The following is a 20,709-nucleotide window of genomic DNA, read 5'->3' as shown; positions in this document are numbered from 1 at the left end:
CCTCATTCGGTCGAGTCGTAGTCGTCTTCTCCGGCGCTCAGGAGCGCGGCCAGCGTGTGCAGGCCGATGTCGAGCTGCTCCATGGTCGGTGTCGCCAGGGCCAGCCTGACGGCGTTCGGCGCATGGCCGGGTGTCACCGCGAAGGTGCTCGAGGGGGTCAAAGCGATGTCGCGCCTTGCCGCGGCCGCGACGAAGCTCTGCGAGCGCCAATGCGCCGGCAAGGTCAGCCAGAGATGATAGCAGTTCGTGTTGGCCTCGATCTCGAAACCGGAGAGGCGCTCGGCCGCGAGCTTCTGACGTGCACGCGCGTCGAGGCGCTTCAGCTTCGCGAGCTCGGCGATGGTGCCGTCGCTCATCATCCGCTGGGCGGCGGCGAAGGCGAAGCCCGACGCCGTCCAGCCGCCTGACCGCACCGAAGCCTTGACGCTTTCGCGCAACCGCAAGGGCACGGTGATGAAGCCCAGCGTCAGGCCGGGCGCAACCTTCTTGGACAGGCTGTCGATAACGAGGCAGGACTCCGGCGCGAGCGCGGCCAGCGGCGGCTCGTCGTCGAGGAAGCCGTAGACATTGTCCTCGATGATCGGCAGGCCGAGCGCCTCGACCACCCGCAGCAGGTCGGCCCGGCGCGCCTTGGGCATGGTCGTGCCCAGCGGGTTCTGGACCGCCGGCTGGATGTAGAGGGCCGAGAGATGGGCCTCGCGATGCGCCTTCTGCACCGCATCGGGCCGCATGCCGTCCGCGTCCATCGCCAGCGGCACCAGCGTGACGCCCAGCCGGGCGGCGATCCCCTTGATGAAAGGGTAGGTCAAGGCCTCGACGCCACAGCGGCCGCCGGTCGGTACGAGGGCGGCGAGCGCCGCAGCGACCGACTGGCGCCCATTGCCTGTGAAGACCAGTTGCTCGGGGGCGGGAGACCAGCCGCCCTGTGACAGGAACGCGGCGCCAATGCTGCGAACCGCCGGCGTTCCGACGCTGGTCGCCTGCCGCAAGGCGGCATCCAAGGCCGCGCTCTCGTCCAGGCCAGCCAGGCTCTTGGCGATGAGTGCGATCTGCCTGGGAAGGATCGGGTAGTTGAACTCGAGATCGATCCGCGTGCCGCTCGGCTCACCGGGCGCCGCCATGCCGCGCCTGGCCTCGCCCGAGATGAAGGTGCCCCGGCCGACTTCGCCGACGACGAGGCCGCGGCGCAGCAGCTCGGCATAGACCCGGCTCGCCGTCGAGACGGCGATCTTTCGCTCATAGGCGAAGTTGCGCTGCGGCGGCAGGCGCTCGCCCGGCTTGAGCGTTCCGTCGGCGATATCCGCGGCGATCGCGTCGGCCAGCTTCAGATATTCGGATCTCGACATTTATTGCACCGAGTACAATGTTTCTATTGCTCCGATCATAGTATCGGATCATCTTGTTCATATCAACCCAGCCGCACCGGAAATCGCGAGGGTTACGACGGCCGGCGATCACCTCGCCGACGTGACGGGAGCGTGTTGCCGACGTCTGACCCGGTGCAATCCAACGGAGGCCAACATGTCTGCCTTCCTGCCGGCCATCACCCACCCCGTCACCGCGAAGCGCTCCGAGGCATTGCTCCGCATGCCGGGCGCGCTGTACCGGGCCATCGCGCGCTACCTCGATCACCGCGCCGCCATCGCGGACCTGCGCGAGTTCGACGAGCAGGCGCTGCAGGACATCGGCATCAACAGAAGCCAGATCGAAGCGGCCGTCCATGGCTTCGTCCCGCGGACCGGACGGGGGAGGGGGTGATGACACCCTCCAAAGCCAGCATTTGCCTTGGTGCTGAGGGGTTCAGGCAGCCATCCGCTTTGGAGACGGTGCCATGGACCTGACAGTCGCCACTATCCTGGTCGCCTTTGCCGGCGTGCTCCTGATCAGCTTCATGAAGGGAGCCTTCGGCGGCGGCTTCGCCATCGTCGGCATTCCGCTGCTGTCGACCGTGATGGATCCGATCACCGCCGGCGGCCTGCTCGCGCCGCTCTTCATCGCGATGGACCTCTACGCCTTGCGCTACTGGAAGGCGTCGACCTGGTCGAAGCCGGACCTCAAGCCGCTGGTGCCGGGCCTCATCGCCGGCATCGGCGTCGGCTATCTGGTCTTCCGCTTCCTCGATCATCGCGCCATCGCCATCGTGATGGCCGTGATCACCCTGATCTTCGTCGGCCTTTGGCTCCTGCGAGGCGGTGAGGTGACGGTTCGGCCGCGCTCGACGCCGAAGGCGGTCGCGGCCGGCTTCACCTCGGGCGTCACGACCATGGTGGCGCATTCGGGCGGGCCCCCGCTTGCGATGTACTTGCTGCCGCTCGGCCTCGGCAAGGAACTCTACGCCGGAACGACCAGCATGTTCTTCACCGTCGGCAACCTGCTCAAGGCGGCGCCGTGGCTGCTGCTGGTGCAGCCGAGCGGCCAGATCTGGGCCTTGATGGCGATTTGTCTGCCCGCCATCCCGGCCGGCATCTGGCTCGGCTGGCGGCTGCATGGCGCGCTGGACCAGCGCCAGGTCTATCGCGCCTGCTACGGGCTGCTGGTCGTGACCGCGCTGAAGCTGCTCTGGGACGGCGCCTCCGGCTTCCTGAGTTGATCCTCTCGTCCAAGACGGGTGCACGTTCTAGGGCAGCACCCGCGCATTGCGCCGGATCGCCTGGGGCGGCTGGCCAAAGGTCCTCACGAAGGCGCGCCGCATCCGCTCGCGATCGGCAAAGCCGGTCTGCTCGGCGATCGCCTCGATCGGATGGCTGGTCTGCTCCATCATCACCCGTGCCGCTTCCAGTCGAAGGGTCTCCACCGCCTTGGCGGGAGACTGGCCGGTTTCGGTGTGGAAGGCGCGGCTGAACTGACGCGGGCTGAGCCGCGCCGCCTCGGCGAGATCTTCGACACTCAATCGGCTGGACAGGTTGCGCCGGGCATAGTCCAGGGCCGACTGGATGCGGTCGGACTTGGCGTCTATCTCCAGGAGCGCGGAATGCTGGGACTGGCCGCCGCCCCGACGATGATAGAGCACCAGCTTCCTGGCCGTCAGCCGCGCGATCTCGGGGCCCAGGTCTTTCTCGACCATGCCGAGCGCGAGGTCGACGCCGGCGCTCATCCCCGCCGATGTCCAGATCGGGCCATCGACGATGAAGATGCGATCCGGCTCGACCCTGGTCTTGGGGTAACGTGCAGCCAGATCGCGAGCCCAGATCCAATGGGTCGTCGCCTGCCGGCCGTCCAGGACACCCGCCTGCGCCAGTACGAAGGTACCCGTGCAGACCGAGGCGACCCGACGGGCTGCCATCGCCGAGCGTCGCACGAACTCCGTCACTTCGTCCGGTCCGGCCGAACCCTTGAGGTCTCCGGCGAAGATCACCGTGTCATAGGCGGTGTCGTCGAGGGGGGCGGTCTCGATGGCGAGGCCGATCGAACTCTTCACCGGCCCACCGCTCTCCGACAGGACGGTCACCTCATAGAAGGCTTCCGGTGCCGCCAGATTTGCAAATTCGAAGGCCGAAAGCGCCGCAAGGCTCATCATCTGGAAGCCGGGGAAAACGACAAAGCCGACGCGATGCATGGCGATATCCTTGCTCAGAGGGCCGTCCTAAAAGGTTGCATAAACGACATTTGAGACGTCAGCAAGGAGAGCTATCTGTCTGCCCTGTCAGCCCGAACGGGCAGAAAAAGCAACGAAGGAACAGATGATGACTACACTCGACAAAGGATTTGCCCTCGTCACCGGCGCCTCGTCCGGCATCGGCGCCATCTATGCCAACCGCCTCGCCAGGCGCGGCCATGACCTCATTCTGGTGGCCCGCAACGTCGAGCGTCTGCGCAAGCTCGCCGCTGAGATCGCCGGCGAGACCGGGCGGACCGTCGAGGTCGTTGCTGCCGATCTCGGCAAGCGGCAAGACGTCGCCAGGATCGAAGCCGTTCTGCGGAGCGATACGCGGATCACGACCCTCGTCAACAACGCCGGCGTCGGCTCGACGGCTCCACTCCTGCAGGCCGACGTCGACAAGATGAGCGACATGATCGCCCTCAACGTCGACGCGCTGACGCGCCTGACCTATGCCGCAGTGCCCGGTTTCGTCGCACGCGGCGGCGGCACCATCATCAACATCGCTTCGATCGTCGCGATTGCTCCAGAGCGGCTCAACGGCGTCTATGGCGGCTCGAAAGCCTTCGTCCTCGCCTTCAGCCAGTCGCTGCGCCACGAGTTCGCCGATAAGGGCCTGCGTATCCAGGTGGTGCTGCCCGGCGCCACGGCGACGGAGTTCTGGAGCATCGCCGGCACACCTGTGGAGCACCTGCCGGGCGAGATCGTCATGTCCGCGACTGCGATGGTCGATGCCGCCCTCGCTGGCCTGGACCAGGGCGAGTTCGCAACCATTCCGGCATTGCCGGAGCTGAGCGACTGGGATGCCTTCGAAGCGGCGCGCCAAGCGCTGATGCCAGGCCTGTCTCGCGCCGAGCCTGCCGCCCGGTATCGGCTTCAGCTCGCCTGAGCCCGATCATACGCGAGTATGAGCTGCGGATACGAGCGTTCGATTCCGCAGCGTTAGCCTCCCTCCTAGATTCACCGTGCCCCTCAGCAGCTGCTGATGAACGGGCCAAATCAAGGCAAGCCAGAAGCTCGTCCTTGCTGCACAGGAAAGGACCGGTCCTATGGGCCAGCATCAGCCAGTCTTCACTGCGGAAAGGGCCCTGCCGACCGCCGAGGTCTCCCAGGAAGGTCTCCCCCCCGCTTCCCAGGCGCCGGCATTGGTTACCGGCGCCCCGGCCTCTGCTCGCAGGCGCTGGTTGCGTCCATTGCTTCTTGCAAGCGTGGCTGTCGCTGCCTTGGCGGGCGCGGGTAATTCGGGATGGCGTTATTGGACGACGGGTCGCTTCCAGATCTCAACGGACGACGCTTATGTGAAGGCCGACAGCACGACCATCGCCCCGAAAGTGTCCGGTTACATCGCCTCCGTCTTTGTGCGCGACAACCAAGCGGTGAAGGCAGGGCAGGTCCTCGCCCGCATCGACGACCGCGACTTCAAGGTCAGCCTCGAGCAGGCCAAGGCGCAGGTCGAGGCCGCCACGGCCAACATCGCGAACAAGCAGGCTGCGCTCATCGCCCAGCGATCCGTCATCGAAGCTGCGAAGGCGACGATCGAAGCCGACAAGGCCGCCGAAACCTTCGCCGAGCAGGACGACCAGCGTTATGCCCAGCTGGCGAAGAGTGGCTACGGCAGCATCCAGACCGCGCAGCAGGCCGCCTCCCGGATCGCCAGCGCCCGCGCTGCGGTGACACGCGACACGGCAGCGCTTGCCAGTGCGACCACCCAGCTCGACGTGATCAAGGCTGAGCTCGCCCAGGCCCAGGCGGCCTTCGACGGCGCCAAGGCCGTGCAGGATCAGGCCGAGCTCAACCTCTCCTACACGGCCCTCGTCGCGCCGATTGATGGCGTCGTCGGCAACCGCACATTGCGGGTCGGCCAGTATGTGCAAGCCGGCACGCAACTCATGGCCGTCGTGCCGACCGACGCCGCCTACGTCATTGCCAATTTCAAGGAGACCCAGCTGACCGACGTCCGCGCCGGGCAGAAGGTCGAAATCGAAGTCGATACGTTTCCTGGCCAGATCTTCCGCGGCCAGGTCGACAGCCTCTCGCCGGCCAGCGGCCAGGAGTTCGCACTGCTGCCGCCGGACAACGCAACCGGCAACTTCACCAAGGTGGTGCAGCGCATCCCCGTGAAGATCGTGCTCGACCAGGAGCGCCCGCTTTCGGTCGTGCTTCGCCCCGGCATGTCCGTCTACCCGACCATCGACACCAAGCCAGCTACGACCGAGGTCGCCCTGGCGCCTCAACGCACCGATTGAGGGCTGCGAGCCCCGGCTGACCGGCCAACACATGGCAGGAGGGAACGATGTCCAACACAGCGTCAACGGTTTCGCCTGGCTCCTCCGACGCCCTCGCGTCTGCGGCGCCATTGCCCGAGAAGGCCAGCGCGACCGCCTGGATCGCGGTGAGCGCCGGTATGGTCGGTGCTTTCATGGCGATCCTCAACATCCAGATCACCAACGCCTCGCTGCTCGACATCGAAGGGGGCATCGGAACCGGCGTCGACAACGGCGCCTGGATTTCGACCTCCTACCTGATCGGCGAGATCGTGGTGATCCCGCTCACCGACTATCTGAGCCGGGTGTTCTCGTTTCGGCGCTACATACTGGTGAACACCATCCTGTTCCCGATCTTCTCGGCGGCTTGCGCCTTCGCCCACGACCTCGGCACGATGATCCTGCTGCGCGGTCTGCAAGGCTTCGCGGGCGGCGTCCTGATCCCGATGGCCTTCACCATGGTGCTGACCAAGCTGCCGAAGTCGCAGCAGCCCTTCGGGCTGGCGCTGTTTGCCTTGTCTGTCACCTTCGCACCGGCGATCGGCCCGACCATCGGCGGCTATCTGACCGAGAACTACGGCTGGCAGACCATCTTCTTCGTCAACACGCCGCCGAGCATCGCGATGGCTGTCGCGCTCTATTTCACGCTCGAGAAGAAGCCCATGCAGCTCTCACTGCTCAAAGAGGGCGACTGGGCCGGGATCGTCACCATGGCGATCGGCCTTGCGGCGCTGCAGACCGTGCTTGAAGAAGGCAACAAGGATGATTGGTTCCAGTCGCCGTTCATCGTCAAGCTCGCGATCATGGCAGCGGTGTTCCTGACAGCCTTCGTCGCCATCGAGCTCACTGTGGCAAAGCCGGTGGTCCAGCTGCGCCTTCTCAAGCAGCGCAATTTCGGCGTCGGCGTCGTCGTCAACGTGCTGGTCGGAGTCGCATTGTTCGGCACCGTCTACATCCTGCCGCAATATCTCGGCCAGGTTCAGCGTTATAACGCCGAGCAGATCGGGTTCGTGCTCGCCTGGACCGGCCTGCCGCAATTGCTCATCATTCCGCTTGTCCCGCTGCTGATGAAGCGGTTTGACGCGCGCTATATCGGCTTTGTCGGTATCAGCATCTTCGCGGCAAGCTGTTTCCTGAACATCACCCTGTCGCTCGACAGCGCCGGCGACCAGTTCTTCGTGCCCAATATCGTGCGCGCCATCGGCCAGGCGCTCGTGCTCACGCCGATCACCGTGATCACGACGGCCAGTATCGCGCCGAGCGAGGCTGCTGCTGCGTCGGGCCTTTCGAACATGCTGCGCAATCTCGGTGGAGCGGTCGGCACCGCCGTACTCGGGACGGTGCTGACCAAGCGCGAGCAGTTCCACTCGAACATCATCGGCCAGTCGGTGACCGTCTACCGGGAGGAAGTGCGCGACAGGATCGACCATCTGACGCAGTACTTCACGGCCCATGGTGTGACCGACATTGCGCTCGCACAGCAGAAGGCGATCGCTGCGATCGGCGCGACCGTGCACCGTCAGGCTCTGATCCTTGGCTTCAGTGATACTTTCGCCGTGATCGGCTCGGTGCTGGCACTTGCCGCCATCGTGCTGCTCTTCACCCGCAAGGTCCAGGCCGGCGGTGCCGGCGTGGGTGCTCACTGACATCTTGCGATCAGCGATGGTCGCAGCGGAACCCGACGTGAAGGAGGCAGCCATGAGCAACGCCACGTTCGATCGATACTATCTGGATGACCTTGTCGTCGGGCAACGCTTCAGAAGCGCGTCCCATACGATCGACGATGCGCAGATCAAGGCATTCGCGGCTCAATTCGACCCACAGCCTTTCCACCTCGACGAGGAGGCGGCCAGGGAGACCTTGTTCAAAGGCCTCGCCGCCAGCGGATGGCATACCGCTGCAATCACGATGCGCCTCAATGTCGAGGCCGGCCTGCCGTTGATGGGCGGTATCATCGGAGCTGGAGGAGAGATCAGCTGGCCGGCTCCGACTCGGCCGGGCGATACCCTGCATGTGGAAAGCGAAGTGGTCGAGATCACGCCGTCGCGTTCGAAGCCGGAGCGGGGCATTGCAACCATCGTCAGCCGCACGATCAACCAGCGTGGCGAGACCGTCCAGATCCTCAGGGCCAAGCTCATCGTTCCGCGCAAGGCTGCGACCTGAGCTACAGGCCGCACAGGTCTGCCGTGGAGCTCTCTCATCAGGTTGCGCCAGGAGTGGATGTTCGCCGCATACCCAGGAAACAGGCGTTCACGACTGGCTTCTACCGCCTGTCAGCTTCCAAGCGCAGTTCGAAGTCCTTGGTGATGGCGTGCATCTTCCTGGAAGAAGTTGTGCCATCTGCGCGACTAGCTGACCTCATCGGGGGACATCAGGGTTTCTCCAGCCGAGAGCGCAGCGTCGATTGCCCGGCCTTCCGTCGTGAGAGAGTACTCGACGTGTAGCACGCGCTCGCTCAAATCTCGTCGTTCCACATAACCCGCAGATTCCAGAGCTTTGAGCCTGGCGGACAGGATACGCGCAGAAACGCCGGCGGGCAGATGCCTGCGCAAGGCGCCAAATCGCAGCGTGCCGTGGCGCGCGAGGGTGAAGACGATGTGGCTCATCCATTCCTGCGCAAAGAATTTGAGCAAAGGATCGACGAGGCAGCCTTCTGCTTGCGGCTCTTGCTTCTGTTCTGTGTCGGCCATTTTAGAGGCAGTATCCCGCGCGTAACTAATGGTCATGACCGCGATGCGGCATTAGCTTCCCGTCGTTCCAACAGGAGATTCCTCTATGTCCCATGCCACCGCCGCACCCGGCAAGCTCCTGCTGACGCCGCAGGATCACACCCTGATCCTGATCGACTTCCAGTCACAGATGTCGTTCGCGACCCGGTCGATCGACGCCGTCCAGCTGCGCAACAACGCGGCGCTTATCTCGCATGCCGCCGCTGGCTTCGGGGTCTCGACCATCCTGACCACCGTTGCCGAGAAGAGCTTCTCGGGCCCGATGTTCGACGAGATCACGGAGGCGTTCCCCGGACAGAAGCTGCTGGACCGGACCTCGATGAACACCTGGGAGGACGCCGCGGTCATTGCGCGGGTCAACGAGATCGGCAAGAGCCGCATCGTGCTCGCCGGCCTGTGGACCAGCGTCTGCATCGTCGGGCCGGCACTCTCGGCGATCGACCAGGGCTTCGAGGTCTATGTCATCGCCGATGCCTGCGGCGACGTCTCCGACGAGGCCCATGAGCGCGCGCTAGAGCGGATGCTCCAGGCCGGTGCGCGGCCGATGACCTCGCTGCAATACCTCCTCGAACTTCAGCGCGACTGGGCCCGGACCGGGACCTATGACCTGACCACCGGCATCGCGAAGAAATTCGGCGGCGCTTACGGACTTGGCATCATCTACGCAAAGACGATGTTCGGTGCATCGGAGGGCCACTGACCATGTCATTCGTCACAACCAGGGACGACGTTGAGATCTTTTTCAAGGACTGGGGACCGAAGGATGCCCAGCCGATCATGTTCCACCATGGCTGGCCCCTGAGCAGCGACGACTGGGATGCCCAGATGCTGTTCTTCCTGGCGAAGGGCTATCGCGTCATCGCCAGCGATCGGCGCGGCCACGGCCGCTCGGCCCAGGTATGGGATGGGCACGACATGGATCACTATGCCGCCGACGCCTCGGCCGTCGTCGAGTATCTCGACCTCAGGAACGCCGTGCATGTCGGCCACTCGACCGGTGGCGGGCAGGTGGCGCGCTATGTTGCGAAGTTCGGCGAGCCACAGGGCCGTGTCGCAAAGGTAGTGCTGGTCAGCGCCGTACCGCCGCTGATGGTCAAGACCGCGGGCAACCCCGGCGGCTTGCCGATCGAAGTCTTTGACGGCTTCCGCAAGGCGCTCGCCGATAACCGCGCGCAATTCTTCGTCGATGTCCCGACCGGGCCGTTCTACGGCTTCAACAGGCCAGGCGCCAAGGTCGACCAGGGTGTGATCTGGAACTGGTGGCGCCAGGGCATGGCAGGTAGTGCCAAGGCCCACTACGACGGCATCAAGGCCTTCTCGGAAACCGACCAGACCGAAGACCTGAAGGCGATCGGCTTGCCGACGCTCGTCTTGCACGGCGGCGACGATCAGATCGTCCCAATCGGCGCCTCAGCACATGAATCGATCAAGCATCTGAAGCACGGCACGCTCAAGGTCTATCCGAGCTATCCGCACGGCATGCTGACCACCCATGCCGAGGTGCTGAACGCCGACCTGCTCGCCTTCATCCGGGGTTGACGAGACCGGGAGCGGCGCATCGGGCGTCGCTCCCGCCTTCGGCGAAACCGCCGCGGAGGAGACGATGAAGCTCTACTTGATGGCGCTTGGCGCCGGCCTGCTGGTCGGTGTCGTCTATGGGCTGATGAACGTGCGCTCGCCGGCGCCGCCTGTCATCGCGCTCGTCGGCCTGCTCGGCATCCTTGCTGGCGAGCAGATCGTACAGATCGCCAAGCGGCTGGTCTCGGGCCAGGGCCTGAGCCTTGGCTGGCTGCAGCGCGAATGCGGCGAGCATGTCTTCGGCGCTCTACCGGCACGTCGGCCGACCGATGAGAGGGACAAGGGACAAGCCTGATGAGCCCGACACGCCGTCAAACCACCTTCGGCGCCGCTGCCGGCGCCCTGACCGGCCTGCTCGGCAGCGCCGCCGCCCAAACGCCCGGCCAAGGAGCCCGCCCGATGAGTGCCGATCTCATTCTCAGCAATGGCCGCTTCACCACGCTCGACCGCGGCAACCCGTCCGCTAGCGCGGTCGCGGTCAAGGACGGCGCCTTCTTGGCCGTAGGCAGCGAAGCCGAGGTCATGGTCCATGCCGGGCCGGACACCAAGGTCATCGACCTCAAGGGCCGCGCCGCGCTGCCCGGCCTGATCGACAACCATCTCCACATCATCCGCGGCGGGCTCAACTTCAACATGGAGCTGCGCTGGGACGGCGTGCGCTCGCTCGCCGATGCGATGAGCATGCTCAGGCGCCAGGTTGCAGTGACGCCACCGCCGCAATGGGTGCGCGTCGTCGGCGGCTTCACCGAGCACCAGTTTGCCGAGAAGCGCCTGCCGACGATCGAGGAGCTCAACGCGGTCGCGCCCGACACGCCGGTCTTCATCCTGCACCTCTATGACCGGGCCTTGCTGAACGGCGCCGCGTTGCGCGCCGTCGGCTACGCCAAGGACACGCCCCAGCCGCCCGGCGGCGAGATCACCCGCGATGCCAACGGCAACCCGACCGGTCTGTTGCTGGCCAGGCCCAATGCCAACATCCTCTATGCGACGCTGGCCAAGGGACCGAAGCTCCCCTTCGACTACCAGGTCAACTCGACCCGGCATTTCATGCGCGAGCTCAACCGGCTCGGCGTCACCGGTGCGATCGATGCCGGCGGTGGCTTCCAGAATTATCCCGACGACTACGCCGTCATCCAGAAGCTCGCCGATGACGGGCAAATGACCATCCGGCTCGCCTACAACCTGTTCACGCAGAAGCCGAAGCAGGAGAGGGACGACTTCCTCAACTGGACCAAGACCTCCAAATACAAGCAGGGCACCGACTATTTCCGGCATAACGGCGCCGGTGAGATGCTGGTCTTCTCTGCCGCCGATTTCGAGGACTTCCGCGAGCCGCGCCCCGACATGCCGCCCGAAATGGAAGGCGATCTCGAAGGCGTCGTGCGCATCCTCGCCGAGAACCGCTGGCCCTGGCGCCTGCACGCCACCTATGACGAGACGATCTCGCGGGCGCTCGACGTCTTCGAGAAGGTCGACAAGGACGTGCCCTTGAAGGGGCTGAACTGGTTCTTCGACCATGCCGAGACAATCTCGGAACGTTCGATCGACCGGATCGCGGCGCTGGGCGGTGGCGTCGCCGTGCAGCACCGCATGGCCTATCAGGGCGAGTATTTCGTCGAGCGCTATGGCGCTGCCGCCGCCGAGGCGACCCCGCCGGTGGCGCGTCTGCTGGAAAAGGGCGTCAGGACCTCGGCCGGCACCGACGCCACCCGCGTCGCCTCCTACAACCCCTGGGTCTCGCTCTCCTGGATGGTCACCGGCAAGACCGTCGGCGGCCTGCGCCTGACGCCGCAGCGCAACTGCCTAGACCGCGAGACGGCGCTCCGAATGCTGACCGAGAAGGTCACCTGGTTCTCCAACGAGGAGGGCAAGAAGGGCCAGATCGCGGTCGGCCAGTTCGCCGACCTGATCGTGCCCGATCGCGACTTCTTCGCCTGCCCGGAGGACGAGATCTCGTTCATCAGCGCCGACCTCACCGTCGTCGGCGGCAGGATCGTCTATGGCGCCAGAGACTTCGCCAGCCTCGACCAGAGCGCCCCGCCGCCGGCCATGCCGGACTGGTCGCCGGTCAGGACGTTCAAGGGCTACGGCGCCTGGGGCGAGCCTGACGGGGCCGGCAAGAACTCGCTGCGCCGGGCCGCCTTGAACACTTGCGGCTGCGCCAGTTCCTGCGGCGTCCATGGCCACGACCATGCCGGCGCCTGGTCGAGCAAGCTGCCGGTGGCCGACCTCCGGAGCTTCTGGGGCGCGCTCGGCTGCGCCTGCTGGGCGGTGTGACGATGGCCGCGGCCAGTTCATCGGGACCGATCGCCGGCGCCTTGCGCTGGTTCGCGCTGCTCCTGCTCTGCGCCGCCTATATCCAGGGGCCGATCACCAAGATCCTCGATTTTCAAGGCGCGCTCGCCGAGATGACGCATTTCGGCCTGACCCCGGCGCCGCTCTTCGCGGTCGGCGTCATCGTCTTCGAACTCGTCGCGACCGCGATGATCCTGACCGGGCGCTGGCGCTGGCTCGCCGCGCTGGCGCTCGCCGGCTTCACTTTGGTCGCGACCGTCATCGCCATCCGCTTCTGGGAGCTGCCGGCCGGGCAGGGGCGGATGATGGCGACGAACAGCTTCTTCGAGCATCTCGGCCTGATCGGCGGCTTCATCCTGGTCGCGCTCGACGATCTCAACCGCAGGACGAGCTGAGCCGATGAGCGAGACGGCCCCGTCACTGCCCGCTTCGAGCTTCGCGCCGCTGCGCCAGAGAGTCTTCGCCGTGCTCTGGGCGGCGACAATCATCGGCAATATCGGCTCGTTCATGCGCGACGTCGCCAGCGCCTGGCTGGTGACCGACCTCTCCGGCGCGCCCGCCGCGGTGGCGCTGGTCCAGGCGGCGGCGACGCTGCCGATCTTCCTGCTCGCGATCCCCGCCGGCGTGCTCTCCGACATCCTCGACCGCCGCAAATTCCTGATCGCAATCCAGATCCTGCTTGCGCTGGTGAGCCTCTCCCTGATGGCACTGGCGAGTCTCGGTCAGCTCAGCGTGCCGGCGCTGGTCGGGCTGACCTTCCTTGGCGGTGTCGGCGCGGCCCTGATGGCGCCGACCTGGCAGGCGATCGTGCCCGAGCTGGTGGACAAGGCGGAGCTGAAGAGCGCCGTCGCGCTCAACTCGCTCGGCATCAACATCTCGCGCGCCATCGGCCCGGCGCTGGGCGGGCTGATCCTCGCCGCCTTCGGCGCCGGCTTCACCTATGGCGCCGACGTTTTGAGCTATGTCATCGTCATCGGCGCGCTGATCTGGTGGCGCCGCGCGCCGGGAGCGGACGACGCGCTCAGCGAGCGCTTCGCCGGGGCCTTCCGGGCCGGTTTGCGCTACGCCAAGGCGAGCCGCGAACTCCACGTCGTGCTGCTGCGGGCCGCAATCTTCTTCGCCTGCGCCAGCGCCGTCTGGGCGCTGCTGCCGCTGGTCGCGCGCAACCTGCTCGGCGGCGGCGCCGGCTTCTACGGCGTCCTGCTCGGCGCGGTCGGGGCCGGGGCGATCGGCGGCGCCGTGCTGTTGCCGCGCCTGCGCGCCCGTCTCGATGCCGATGGGCTGCTGCTCTTATCCGCCGTCGTGACCGCCGCGGTGATGGCGGCGCTCACGCTCGGTCCGCCGCAATGGCTCGCCCTCGTCGTCCTGCTGCTGCTTGGCGCGGCCTGGATCGTGGCGCTGACCACGCTCAACGGCGTCGCCCAGGCGATCCTGCCGAACTGGGTGCGCGGCCGGGCGCTCGCCGTCTACCTCACCGTCTTCAACGGCGCGATGACCGCCGGCAGCCTCGGCTGGGGTGCGGTGGCGGAAGCCGCCGGCATCCGCGGCACCTTGCTGATCGGCGCGGGCGCGCTGCTCGTCGCCGGCCTCGTGATGCACCGGATCAAGCTGCCGGCGGGCGAGGCGGACCTGGCGCCGTCGAACCATTGGCCGGAGCCACTTGTCGCGGCCGAGATCGCCAATGACCGCGGCCCTGTCCTGATCTTGATTGAATATCAGGTGCCGCAGGCCGATCGCGATGCCTTCCTGCGTGCGATCCACGCCCTCTCGGTCGAGCGCCGCCGCGACGGCGCCTATGGCTGGGGGATCACCGAGGACACCGCCGATCCTGGCAAGCTGGTCGAATGGTTCATGGTCTCGTCCTGGGCCGAGCATCTGCGCCAGCATCGCCGCGTCTCCAAGGCCGACGCCGATCTTCAAAGCGAGGTCAGGCGCTTCCATGCCGGGGAGGAGGGGCCGGTGGTGCGGCATTTCCTTCAGCTCGCTCGCCCGGGCGCGCCAGACTGAACTGCTTAACGGCGGGCGTCTGGGAGGTCGGGCGATGCCCGACGGTCACTCGTGGACATGGCGAACGACAGCCTCTCAGATGAGCAACACGCGGACTTTGCGGTGAATTCTATGTCGGATGCCGAGGCGGTAGACAACGCGACCGTAGCCGTGCGCCATAAGCGGACAGTGGGTGATCGCCCGGAAGCGGACATTCGTGCGAGCATGCGGTTTGTCTTGCCTCGAGCTGTGTCGAGCATCAGGCTGCCTTATAAAACGGATGGTACCGTTCTCGCGCCATGACCTAACCCGCCTCCAATGGCCTCGATCTGCTCCATCGCGAGTATCGAGACGATGGTCACCGCCTTGCAAGCAGCTCTACCCAATAGCCCGGCTGGAATGGCACCGGAAGGAAACGCTCGTGCAGTTCGCGCAAGGTCGTGTCCGGGTCGAGGTCGGTGAAGAGCTTGGGATGGAGCCAGCGCGCGATCTGCTGAAGCGCGATGAACTGATACGGGCTGTTGTAGAATTGATGCCAGATTCCGTAGAAGCGGTGGCTCCTCACCGCTCGCGAGTTGATGAAGGCCGGCCGCCTCGCAAGGTTGGCGAGCTTGCGCCGGGCCTCGGCAAGATCGGCGCCGGGACCGAGTCCTACCCAGTTGCCGCCAGGCGCGAAGGCGTCCCAATTGCCGCCGGTCGCGATCACGACATCCGGGTCGCGCGCGACAATGGTTTCCGGGCTGATGGTCCCGAACGTTCCCGGTAGCAGCTCGCTGCCGAGATTCCGTCCGCCGGCCATCTCGACCACCTTGCCGAAATTCTCCGGGCCGAACGACATGCAGCATTCGTCCGAGTAGCCGGGGATACGGTCGATCATCACCAGCGGTCTGGCAAGGTCGCCGGCCTTGGCGAGGCGCTCGGTGACGCGTGCGATCTGGGCCGCGCGGAAGGCGACGAGCTCTTCGGCGATCTCAGATTTGCCGAACAGGCGGCCGAGCAGGCGCATCGATGGCTCGGTGTTCTGAGACGGGCTGTAGCGCAAGTCGATATAGACGACCGGTATGTCGAGGGCAGCGAGCTTCTCGACCAATCCGGTTTCTTCGCCGGCGCTCCTGGCTTCGAAGTTGAGCAGCACTAGATCCGGCTTCAGCGCGATCGCCTTTTCGATGCTGAAGCCGCCCTCGTTCAGGCCGCCGAACTGCGGCAGCCTCGCAATCTCGGGATAGCGCGAGAGATAGGCCCGGTAGGTGTCGGGATCGCTTTTGATGAGATCGTCGCGCCAGCCGACGATGCGTCCCAGGGGCGCGTCACGATCGAGTGCGGCGACGAGGTGAAGGTGCCGGCCCTCGCCGAGGACGACGCGCTGGACAGGCACGGTCAGCCTGACGGGGCGCCCCGCGATGTCGGTCACCGTGATCTGCTCCGCCGCAACCGGTGTGGCGGCCAGCAGCACGGCGAGACAGAACGCGACAAGACAGGCGAGGGCGCGATACCCGCCCTCCATCCCGTGCCTGCCGTCGGCAGGCCGGCGCCCGCTATCGCGCAGCGCGCCCCGTATCACAGATCGACCGTCATCGAGAGCCGGAAGGTGCGCGGCGTGCCGACATAGAAGGTCCCGAACGAGGCCACGCTCGACCAGTACTTCTCGTTGGTGATGTTCTGAACGTTGGCGCGCAGCACGGTCTTCCTGCCGGCGATCTCGGTCGTGTAGCGCGCCCCGACATCGAGGCGCGTCCAATCGGGCAGGGACTGGGTATTGGCGGTGTTGACGAACTGCTTGCCGGTGTGGATCAGCGCGCCGCTCAGCGTCAGGCCGCGCAGCCACGGCACATCCCATTCTGCCCCGAGATTGAGTTGCAGCGAGGGAACGCCGATCGGCGTGTTGCCGATATTGGCGGCGGTGGTGGTCTTCGTCAGCTCGCCGTCGAGCACGGTCGCGCCGCCGAGCAGACGGATCTCCGGTGTGACCTCGCCATAGACGTTGAACTCGAGCCCGCGAATGCGCTGCTCGCCGCTGACGCTGAAGAAGCCGTTGCTGAGTTCTCCGCTCGGCTTGGTGATCTGGAACCCCGCCAGCCCGACGCCGAAGCTGCCGAACTGCGCCTTGACGCCGACCTCGTACTGCTGGGCGCGGTAGGGCGCGAACATCTCGCCGGCGTTCAGGGCGTTGGCCGGGGCGACGTCGCCGCGGCTCAGGCCCTCGATGTAGTTGGCATAGAGCGAGACGTTATCGAGCGGCCGCAGCACGAGCCCGACGAGGGGTGTGGTCGCGCTCTCATCATAGGACGAGGTCAGGATCCCCGTGCCTGGCGCATAGTTCCTCGCTTCGACGGTCTGGCGACGCACGCCGAGTGTCAGCAAGACGCGCTCGTTGAACATCGAGAGTGTGTCGGACAGGGCAAGGCTGCTGAGGTCACTTTCGGACAGGATTGTCTTCGCTGTCCGCGGCGCGAACTGGGGCGCCCGCAGCACGGGATTATAGATGTTGGATGAGACCGCGGTCCCGCTGGTCAGGGCCCGGCTCAGCTCGTCATGGTAATGCGAGGCCACGAACGAGACCTGATGGCGGATGAACCCGGTCTCGAAGCGCGCCCGGAAACCGGCATTGTAGGTCTGCCGGTCGACGTCGAGGTTGAAATATTGCGGTGTATGAGTGGTGTCGCCGCTCAAGTTCGTGATGGTGGGCAAACCGAAGAAGCGCTCGACCTCGGATTGCGAGCCGCCGACATTGGCGAACAGGGTGATCTGGTCGGTCAGATCGTATTCGGTTCGAAACAGGGCCGAGCGCTCGTCGATCTGCGACGATTCCCAGGGCTGGATCACGTTGCGCCGCCCGTCGGGCGCGCGCGGGACGGGCACGCCAGCCGCCATCAGGAAAGGGCGGCTCGGCGCGTCGACATTGTCGCGCTGGGCGAGAAGGTAGAGCCAGGCCCGGAAGCGCTCGCCCTGGTAGTCGAGGGCGAGCGAGCCGATGCCCGTGCGGTCGGACTGCTTGTCGACGACTGTGTCGCCACCACGCAGCGTGCCGTTGACCCGTACGCCGAACTCGCGATTCGCGCCGTAGCGGCGCGCGAAGTCCAGCGAGGTTCCAAAGACCGAGTTGGACGAGAACTCGACGCCGACCCGTGTCAGGTCGGCCTCCGCACGTTTCGGGACGATGTTGATGGTGCCGCCGACGCCACCATTCGGCGCCATGCCGAAGAGGGCGGCGGATGGGCCCTTGAGGACTTCGATCCGCTCGGCATAGTCGGTGAACACGCGGAAATTCGGCGCGACGCCATAGACGCCGTCGAAGGCGATCTCACCGCTATTGCCCTCGCCGACGGGCAGGCCGCGGATGTTGAAGGAATCGACGATGCCGCCCGCCGGATGCGAACTCCTGACCGAAGAGTCGAGGATGAGCGCCTCGGCCACGGTCGGTGCCTGGAGACCCTTGATCAGGTCGGCGGTGTAGCCGGTGACGTTGAAGGGGGATTTCAGCGTGGTGGTGGTGCCGAGCAGGCCGAGGCCGGCTCCTTGCGTCACCTGCCCGCCGGCGAAGGGCGGCGAGACGCCGGGTTGTGAGCCCTGGCCCTGAACCACGATCTCGCCGAGTTGGATGGCCGAGGTCGGCTCCTGCGCATGCGCGCCGACAGAAAGAGCGGTCGCACCCAGTGCCAGCGCCGCGGCGCGGGGCGTCAAGCAAAGCAGTACTCTTCCAAAACATGACGAAAGGGATGCTTGCGGGGCACGTGTAGAATAGATCATTTGGAATATGTCCCCTAGGCCGTGATCTGCGAGAGGTTGCAAGTTCACGCATCAAATTTGCGGCCTGAGAAACATGATGTCAGTATCGAGTCAACAGATCATGGCGAATTGTTGACTATGAAAATTCAAAGACAGCTTTGTGTCACTGCTTTAATTACATGAATTCAAAACTAAATCTCGAACCGTATTGATCGCTGTCCCGGCCGTCGGCTGTCGGCGTGTCGCGAGACAAGCTACAGCGTGTCGAGCGCTGACAGGCCGGGGCGGCATTTCAGCTCCCTCCGCCAAAGCGCGGCGGCGACTACGAGCGACAGCAGATAAAAGGCGCAGACGAAAAAGAAGATCGAACTCAATCCTGCCATGTCGCTCAGCAGGGCACCGAGGAAGATGCCGCTCACCGAGGAGAACTGCTGCGTGGACTGGCTCAACCCCAGCACATAGCCCTGCCGATTCATACTCGTTGCCGCCGAGATGACGGACATCACGACGGGGGTCGTGGCGCCGAGCAGGATGCCCCAGGCGAGGAAGAGACCGACCATCACTGACAGCGTACGCGTCAGGCCGATCGCGATGGTGGCGAGCGCGCAGCCGGCGATAACCAGCAGCAGCCAGCGCAGGATCGCATCGAGGGGCTTGCCGGACAGCGCCCTGGTCCAGTGTGAAGCCGAGATCACGAAGCCTAAGGCGACCAGGCCGTAGCACAGCCCGGTCACCCAGGGGGCGGCGCCGTAAATCTCGCGGATATAGAGCGAGAAGGGTACCTGCGTGAGCATCCGCGCCATGAGCAGGAGGCCGAGCAATACGAGCAAGCCGGCAACCGGCACCGCCGCTCCGGAAGGATGCTTGTCGGCTTTGGACGGCCCGATGGCTTGAGGCGGCTTGGCTGGAGGGATCGGCAGTCCAAGCCAGGCCGCCGCTGCGCAGGCAGCGCAGAGCAGGCCTGCAGTTACGTTGATCAGCGGGAAGGGAGCTCGATCGAGGATGAGGCCGCCCAGTATCGCGCCAAAGAGCGAGCCGAGATTGGTCGCGATCTGAAGATGCGCGAAGAGCTGTGCCCGGCGCTCGGGGCTCTCGATCTGCACGCCATAGGCCTGCGCCGGTGCGAGATAGCCGGCGCAGGCGCCCTGTAGGAAACGCAGCGCAACGATCACCCAGACGTCGTTCGATACGGCGATGAGCAGCTGTGTCGCGCAGAGTCCGAGCAGGGCGCGGATCATCATCGGCTTGTTGCCGTGGCGGTCGCCGATCCGGCCCCAGAACGTGCTGGTCAGCATGATGCCGAGCATCGGCCCGACATAGGCGCCGATGCTGGCGATCTGGAACGCCTGCTCGGACGGGGCGAGACCCTTGAGATAGAGCGGCCAGAACGGGCCGCTCATCTCCATCGCGCCCATCGAGACGAACTGCAGGACGAGCAAGCGCCTGACCGTGAGACGGGTCGAAAGGTCGGTCATGGTGTCAGGCGATGCTCGTGTTCAGGTCGGGGCGCAGCTGGTCAGGCGGCGAGCTTGCGTCGCTGGCCCAGCCATGTCTCGAGTGTCTCGGCGATACCCGGATCGAGCAGGTTGCGCTTCGCCATCCAGGCGTCCTGGTAGATATTGTGCAGATATTTCTCGCCGCCATCGGCGACGATGACGAGCACATTGCCTCCGATTTTCCCCGAATGGATCAATTCGAGCGCCTTCCAGATCGCTCCGCCGGTCGAGCCGCCGACGAGCAGGCCGACTGTCCTGGCGATGAAGCGGGCCGTCTCGAAAGCCTGGGTATCGGTGACCTGCACGCCTTCGTCGATGCAGCCATAATCGAGCACCAGGCCGACCGTATCGCCTGCGGGCGTACCGGTGCCTGATTGAAAATAGGGATGGCCGGGCTGGCCGAAGACAATCGAGCCGGCAGGCTCAACGCCGATGACCGTGGTGCGCGGGTCGTGCTGCTTGAGCCCTCTGCCGATGCCGGTGATCGAGCCGCCGGTGCCGACGCAGCCGACGAAGGCGTTGATCGTGCCGTTCGCCTGTGTGAGCGCCTCTTGCACCAGCTCGGAATAGCCGCCGGGATTGGCCGGATTGTCGGACTGGTTCATGAACATGGCGTTCGGCAGCTCGGAGGCGATCTGCGCGGCCAGACGCTGGCGCTCGACGACCGCGACCTCGTCCTCGCGAAAGTCGCCTTCGACATAGCGAATCTCGGCGCCGAGCGCGCGCATCATGCCGACCTTGTCGGGCGAGGCGTGATGATCGACGACCGCGATGAAGCGCAGCCCGAACTCGATAGCGGTGATCGCAAGGCCCGTGCCGGTGTTGCCCGAGGAGGATTCCACCACCGCGCCGCCGGGCTTCAGTCGGCCGGTTTCGAGCGCGGACACGATCATGCTGCGGGCCATGCGGTCCTTCATGCTGCCGCCTGGATTGGTCTTCTCGACCTTGAGGAGCAGACTTGCCTGCCGCGCCGGTACGGGCAGTGCGAGCATGGGTGTATTGCCGATCAAATCGGTGACCTTGGTCGCGATCATCTG

19 protein-coding genes are annotated in these 20,709 nt (G+C 65.6%); 12 read left to right on the top strand and 7 right to left on the bottom strand.

From position 1 onward, the window contains the following. Positions 1–2 precede the first annotated feature (2 nt). The gene (locus B6S44_RS04740; RefSeq protein ID WP_129155631.1) at positions 3–1,346 is read right to left on the bottom strand and encodes an aminotransferase-like domain-containing protein; all 1,344 of its coding nucleotides are present in this window, start codon (positions 1,344–1,346) and stop codon (positions 3–5) included. Between the two features lie 175 nt (positions 1,347–1,521). Here B6S44_RS04740 and B6S44_RS04735 point away from each other — a divergent pair, with 175 nt between their 5' ends. Next, on the top strand, positions 1,522–1,758 hold the full coding sequence (locus B6S44_RS04735) for a DUF1127 domain-containing protein (protein WP_248309449.1): 237 nt from the start codon (positions 1,522–1,524) through the stop codon (positions 1,756–1,758). A gap of 73 nt (positions 1,759–1,831) precedes the next feature. After that, on the top strand, positions 1,832–2,590 hold the full coding sequence (locus tag B6S44_RS04730; RefSeq protein ID WP_129155630.1) for a sulfite exporter TauE/SafE family protein: 759 nt from the start codon (positions 1,832–1,834) through the stop codon (positions 2,588–2,590). 27 nt (positions 2,591–2,617) lie between these two features. Here B6S44_RS04730 and B6S44_RS04725 read toward each other — a convergent pair whose 3' ends face one another. After that, positions 2,618–3,556 (bottom strand): GlxA family transcriptional regulator, encoded by a 939-nt coding sequence (locus tag B6S44_RS04725; protein WP_129155629.1) that lies wholly within the window; start codon positions 3,554–3,556, stop codon positions 2,618–2,620. Between the two features lie 127 nt (positions 3,557–3,683). On the opposite strand from B6S44_RS04725, the gene B6S44_RS04720 reads away from it, so the two are divergent. From B6S44_RS04720 to B6S44_RS04705, 4 genes are all read left to right on the top strand, one after another. Then, positions 3,684–4,487: an SDR family NAD(P)-dependent oxidoreductase gene (locus tag B6S44_RS04720; RefSeq protein WP_129155628.1), complete on the top strand. Its 804-nt coding sequence runs from the start codon at positions 3,684–3,686 to the stop codon at positions 4,485–4,487. Positions 4,488–4,647: 160 nt separating this feature from the next. Next, the gene (locus B6S44_RS04715; RefSeq protein WP_129155627.1) at positions 4,648–5,844 is read left to right on the top strand and encodes an HlyD family secretion protein; all 1,197 of its coding nucleotides are present in this window, start codon (positions 4,648–4,650) and stop codon (positions 5,842–5,844) included. Positions 5,845–5,891: 47 nt separating this feature from the next. Continuing rightward, positions 5,892–7,508 (top strand): DHA2 family efflux MFS transporter permease subunit, encoded by a 1,617-nt coding sequence (locus B6S44_RS04710; RefSeq protein ID WP_129155626.1) that lies wholly within the window; start codon positions 5,892–5,894, stop codon positions 7,506–7,508. A 52-nt stretch (positions 7,509–7,560) separates the two neighbouring features. Further along, complete coding sequence (locus B6S44_RS04705; protein WP_129155625.1) at positions 7,561–8,025, top strand: MaoC family dehydratase; 465 nt, start codon at positions 7,561–7,563, stop codon at positions 8,023–8,025. Between the two features lie 185 nt (positions 8,026–8,210). On the opposite strand, the gene B6S44_RS04700 is transcribed toward B6S44_RS04705, so the two are convergent. Further along, the gene (locus B6S44_RS04700; protein ID WP_129155624.1) at positions 8,211–8,552 is read right to left on the bottom strand and encodes a winged helix-turn-helix transcriptional regulator; all 342 of its coding nucleotides are present in this window, start codon (positions 8,550–8,552) and stop codon (positions 8,211–8,213) included. Positions 8,553–8,637: 85 nt separating this feature from the next. Between B6S44_RS04700 and B6S44_RS04695 the strand changes: the two genes are divergently transcribed. From B6S44_RS04695 to B6S44_RS04670, 6 genes are all read left to right on the top strand, one after another. Then, a complete protein-coding gene (locus B6S44_RS04695) occupies positions 8,638–9,291 on the top strand; it encodes a hydrolase (RefSeq protein ID WP_129155623.1) in 654 nt (217 codons plus the stop codon). Positions 9,292–9,293: 2 nt separating this feature from the next. Continuing rightward, entirely contained in the window at positions 9,294–10,130 is an 837-nt protein-coding gene (locus tag B6S44_RS04690) for an alpha/beta fold hydrolase (protein ID WP_129155622.1), read from the top strand. Between the two features lie 64 nt (positions 10,131–10,194). Beyond that, complete coding sequence (locus B6S44_RS04685) at positions 10,195–10,464, top strand: XapX domain-containing protein (RefSeq protein WP_129155621.1); 270 nt, start codon at positions 10,195–10,197, stop codon at positions 10,462–10,464. Next, positions 10,464–12,446, top strand: coding sequence for an amidohydrolase (locus B6S44_RS04680; RefSeq protein WP_129155620.1), 1,983 nt, complete (start codon positions 10,464–10,466; stop codon positions 12,444–12,446). Before B6S44_RS04685 ends, B6S44_RS04680 begins: the two co-directional genes overlap by 1 nt. Positions 12,447–12,448: 2 nt before the next feature. After that, complete coding sequence (locus tag B6S44_RS04675) at positions 12,449–12,859, top strand: DoxX family protein (protein WP_129155619.1); 411 nt, start codon at positions 12,449–12,451, stop codon at positions 12,857–12,859. A 4-nt stretch (positions 12,860–12,863) separates the two neighbouring features. Then, positions 12,864–14,471, top strand: a complete 1,608-nt coding sequence (locus tag B6S44_RS04670) for an MFS transporter (protein WP_129155618.1) — start codon at positions 12,864–12,866, stop codon at positions 14,469–14,471. A gap of 337 nt (positions 14,472–14,808) precedes the next feature. Here B6S44_RS04670 and B6S44_RS04665 read toward each other — a convergent pair whose 3' ends face one another. The 4 genes from B6S44_RS04665 to B6S44_RS04650 form a co-directional block, all read right to left on the bottom strand. Then, entirely contained in the window at positions 14,809–15,954 is a 1,146-nt protein-coding gene (locus tag B6S44_RS04665) for an ABC transporter substrate-binding protein (protein ID WP_129155617.1), read from the bottom strand. Between the two features lie 53 nt (positions 15,955–16,007). After that, complete coding sequence (locus tag B6S44_RS04660) at positions 16,008–18,131, bottom strand: TonB-dependent receptor (protein ID WP_248309448.1); 2,124 nt, start codon at positions 18,129–18,131, stop codon at positions 16,008–16,010. A 299-nt stretch (positions 18,132–18,430) separates the two neighbouring features. Beyond that, positions 18,431–19,651 (bottom strand): MFS transporter, encoded by a 1,221-nt coding sequence (locus tag B6S44_RS04655; protein ID WP_129155615.1) that lies wholly within the window; start codon positions 19,649–19,651, stop codon positions 18,431–18,433. Positions 19,652–19,692: 41 nt separating this feature from the next. After that, positions 19,693–20,706 carry a PLP-dependent cysteine synthase family protein gene (locus B6S44_RS04650; RefSeq protein ID WP_129155614.1) on the bottom strand — a complete coding sequence of 338 codons (1,014 nt, stop codon included), beginning with the start codon at positions 20,704–20,706 and terminating at the stop codon, positions 19,693–19,695. Positions 20,707–20,709 lie beyond the last annotated feature (3 nt).

The sequence above is a fragment of the Allobosea sp. Tri-44 genome, assembly GCF_004123845.1.
GTDB lineage: Bacteria > Pseudomonadota > Alphaproteobacteria > Rhizobiales > Beijerinckiaceae > Allobosea.
Note: the sequence above shows the minus strand (reverse complement) of the source record. Positions and strands in the feature narration are given on the sequence as shown.

Excerpts from the sequence above, each read along its gene's own strand:
- B6S44_RS04740 (WP_129155631.1), bottom strand. The coding sequence starts at position 1,346 with ATGTCGAGATCCGAATATCTGAAGCTGGCCGACGCGATCGCCGCGGAT.
- B6S44_RS04735 (WP_248309449.1), top strand. The coding sequence starts at position 1,522 with ATGTCTGCCTTCCTGCCGGCCATCACCCACCCCGTCACCGCGAAGCGC.
- B6S44_RS04730 (WP_129155630.1), top strand. The coding sequence starts at position 1,832 with ATGGACCTGACAGTCGCCACTATCCTGGTCGCCTTTGCCGGCGTGCTC.
- B6S44_RS04725 (WP_129155629.1), bottom strand. The coding sequence starts at position 3,556 with ATGCATCGCGTCGGCTTTGTCGTTTTCCCCGGCTTCCAGATGATGAGC.
- B6S44_RS04720 (WP_129155628.1), top strand. The coding sequence starts at position 3,684 with ATGACTACACTCGACAAAGGATTTGCCCTCGTCACCGGCGCCTCGTCC.
- B6S44_RS04715 (WP_129155627.1), top strand. The coding sequence starts at position 4,648 with ATGGGCCAGCATCAGCCAGTCTTCACTGCGGAAAGGGCCCTGCCGACC.
- B6S44_RS04710 (WP_129155626.1), top strand. The coding sequence starts at position 5,892 with ATGTCCAACACAGCGTCAACGGTTTCGCCTGGCTCCTCCGACGCCCTC.
- B6S44_RS04705 (WP_129155625.1), top strand. The coding sequence starts at position 7,561 with ATGAGCAACGCCACGTTCGATCGATACTATCTGGATGACCTTGTCGTC.
- B6S44_RS04700 (WP_129155624.1), bottom strand. The coding sequence starts at position 8,552 with ATGGCCGACACAGAACAGAAGCAAGAGCCGCAAGCAGAAGGCTGCCTC.
- B6S44_RS04695 (WP_129155623.1), top strand. The coding sequence starts at position 8,638 with ATGTCCCATGCCACCGCCGCACCCGGCAAGCTCCTGCTGACGCCGCAG.
- B6S44_RS04690 (WP_129155622.1), top strand. The coding sequence starts at position 9,294 with ATGTCATTCGTCACAACCAGGGACGACGTTGAGATCTTTTTCAAGGAC.
- B6S44_RS04685 (WP_129155621.1), top strand. The coding sequence starts at position 10,195 with ATGAAGCTCTACTTGATGGCGCTTGGCGCCGGCCTGCTGGTCGGTGTC.
- B6S44_RS04680 (WP_129155620.1), top strand. The coding sequence starts at position 10,464 with ATGAGCCCGACACGCCGTCAAACCACCTTCGGCGCCGCTGCCGGCGCC.
- B6S44_RS04675 (WP_129155619.1), top strand. The coding sequence starts at position 12,449 with ATGGCCGCGGCCAGTTCATCGGGACCGATCGCCGGCGCCTTGCGCTGG.
- B6S44_RS04670 (WP_129155618.1), top strand. The coding sequence starts at position 12,864 with ATGAGCGAGACGGCCCCGTCACTGCCCGCTTCGAGCTTCGCGCCGCTG.
- B6S44_RS04665 (WP_129155617.1), bottom strand. The coding sequence starts at position 15,954 with ATGGAGGGCGGGTATCGCGCCCTCGCCTGTCTTGTCGCGTTCTGTCTC.
- B6S44_RS04655 (WP_129155615.1), bottom strand. The coding sequence starts at position 19,651 with ATGACCGACCTTTCGACCCGTCTCACGGTCAGGCGCTTGCTCGTCCTG.
- B6S44_RS04650 (WP_129155614.1), bottom strand. The coding sequence starts at position 20,706 with ATGATCGCGACCAAGGTCACCGATTTGATCGGCAATACACCCATGCTC.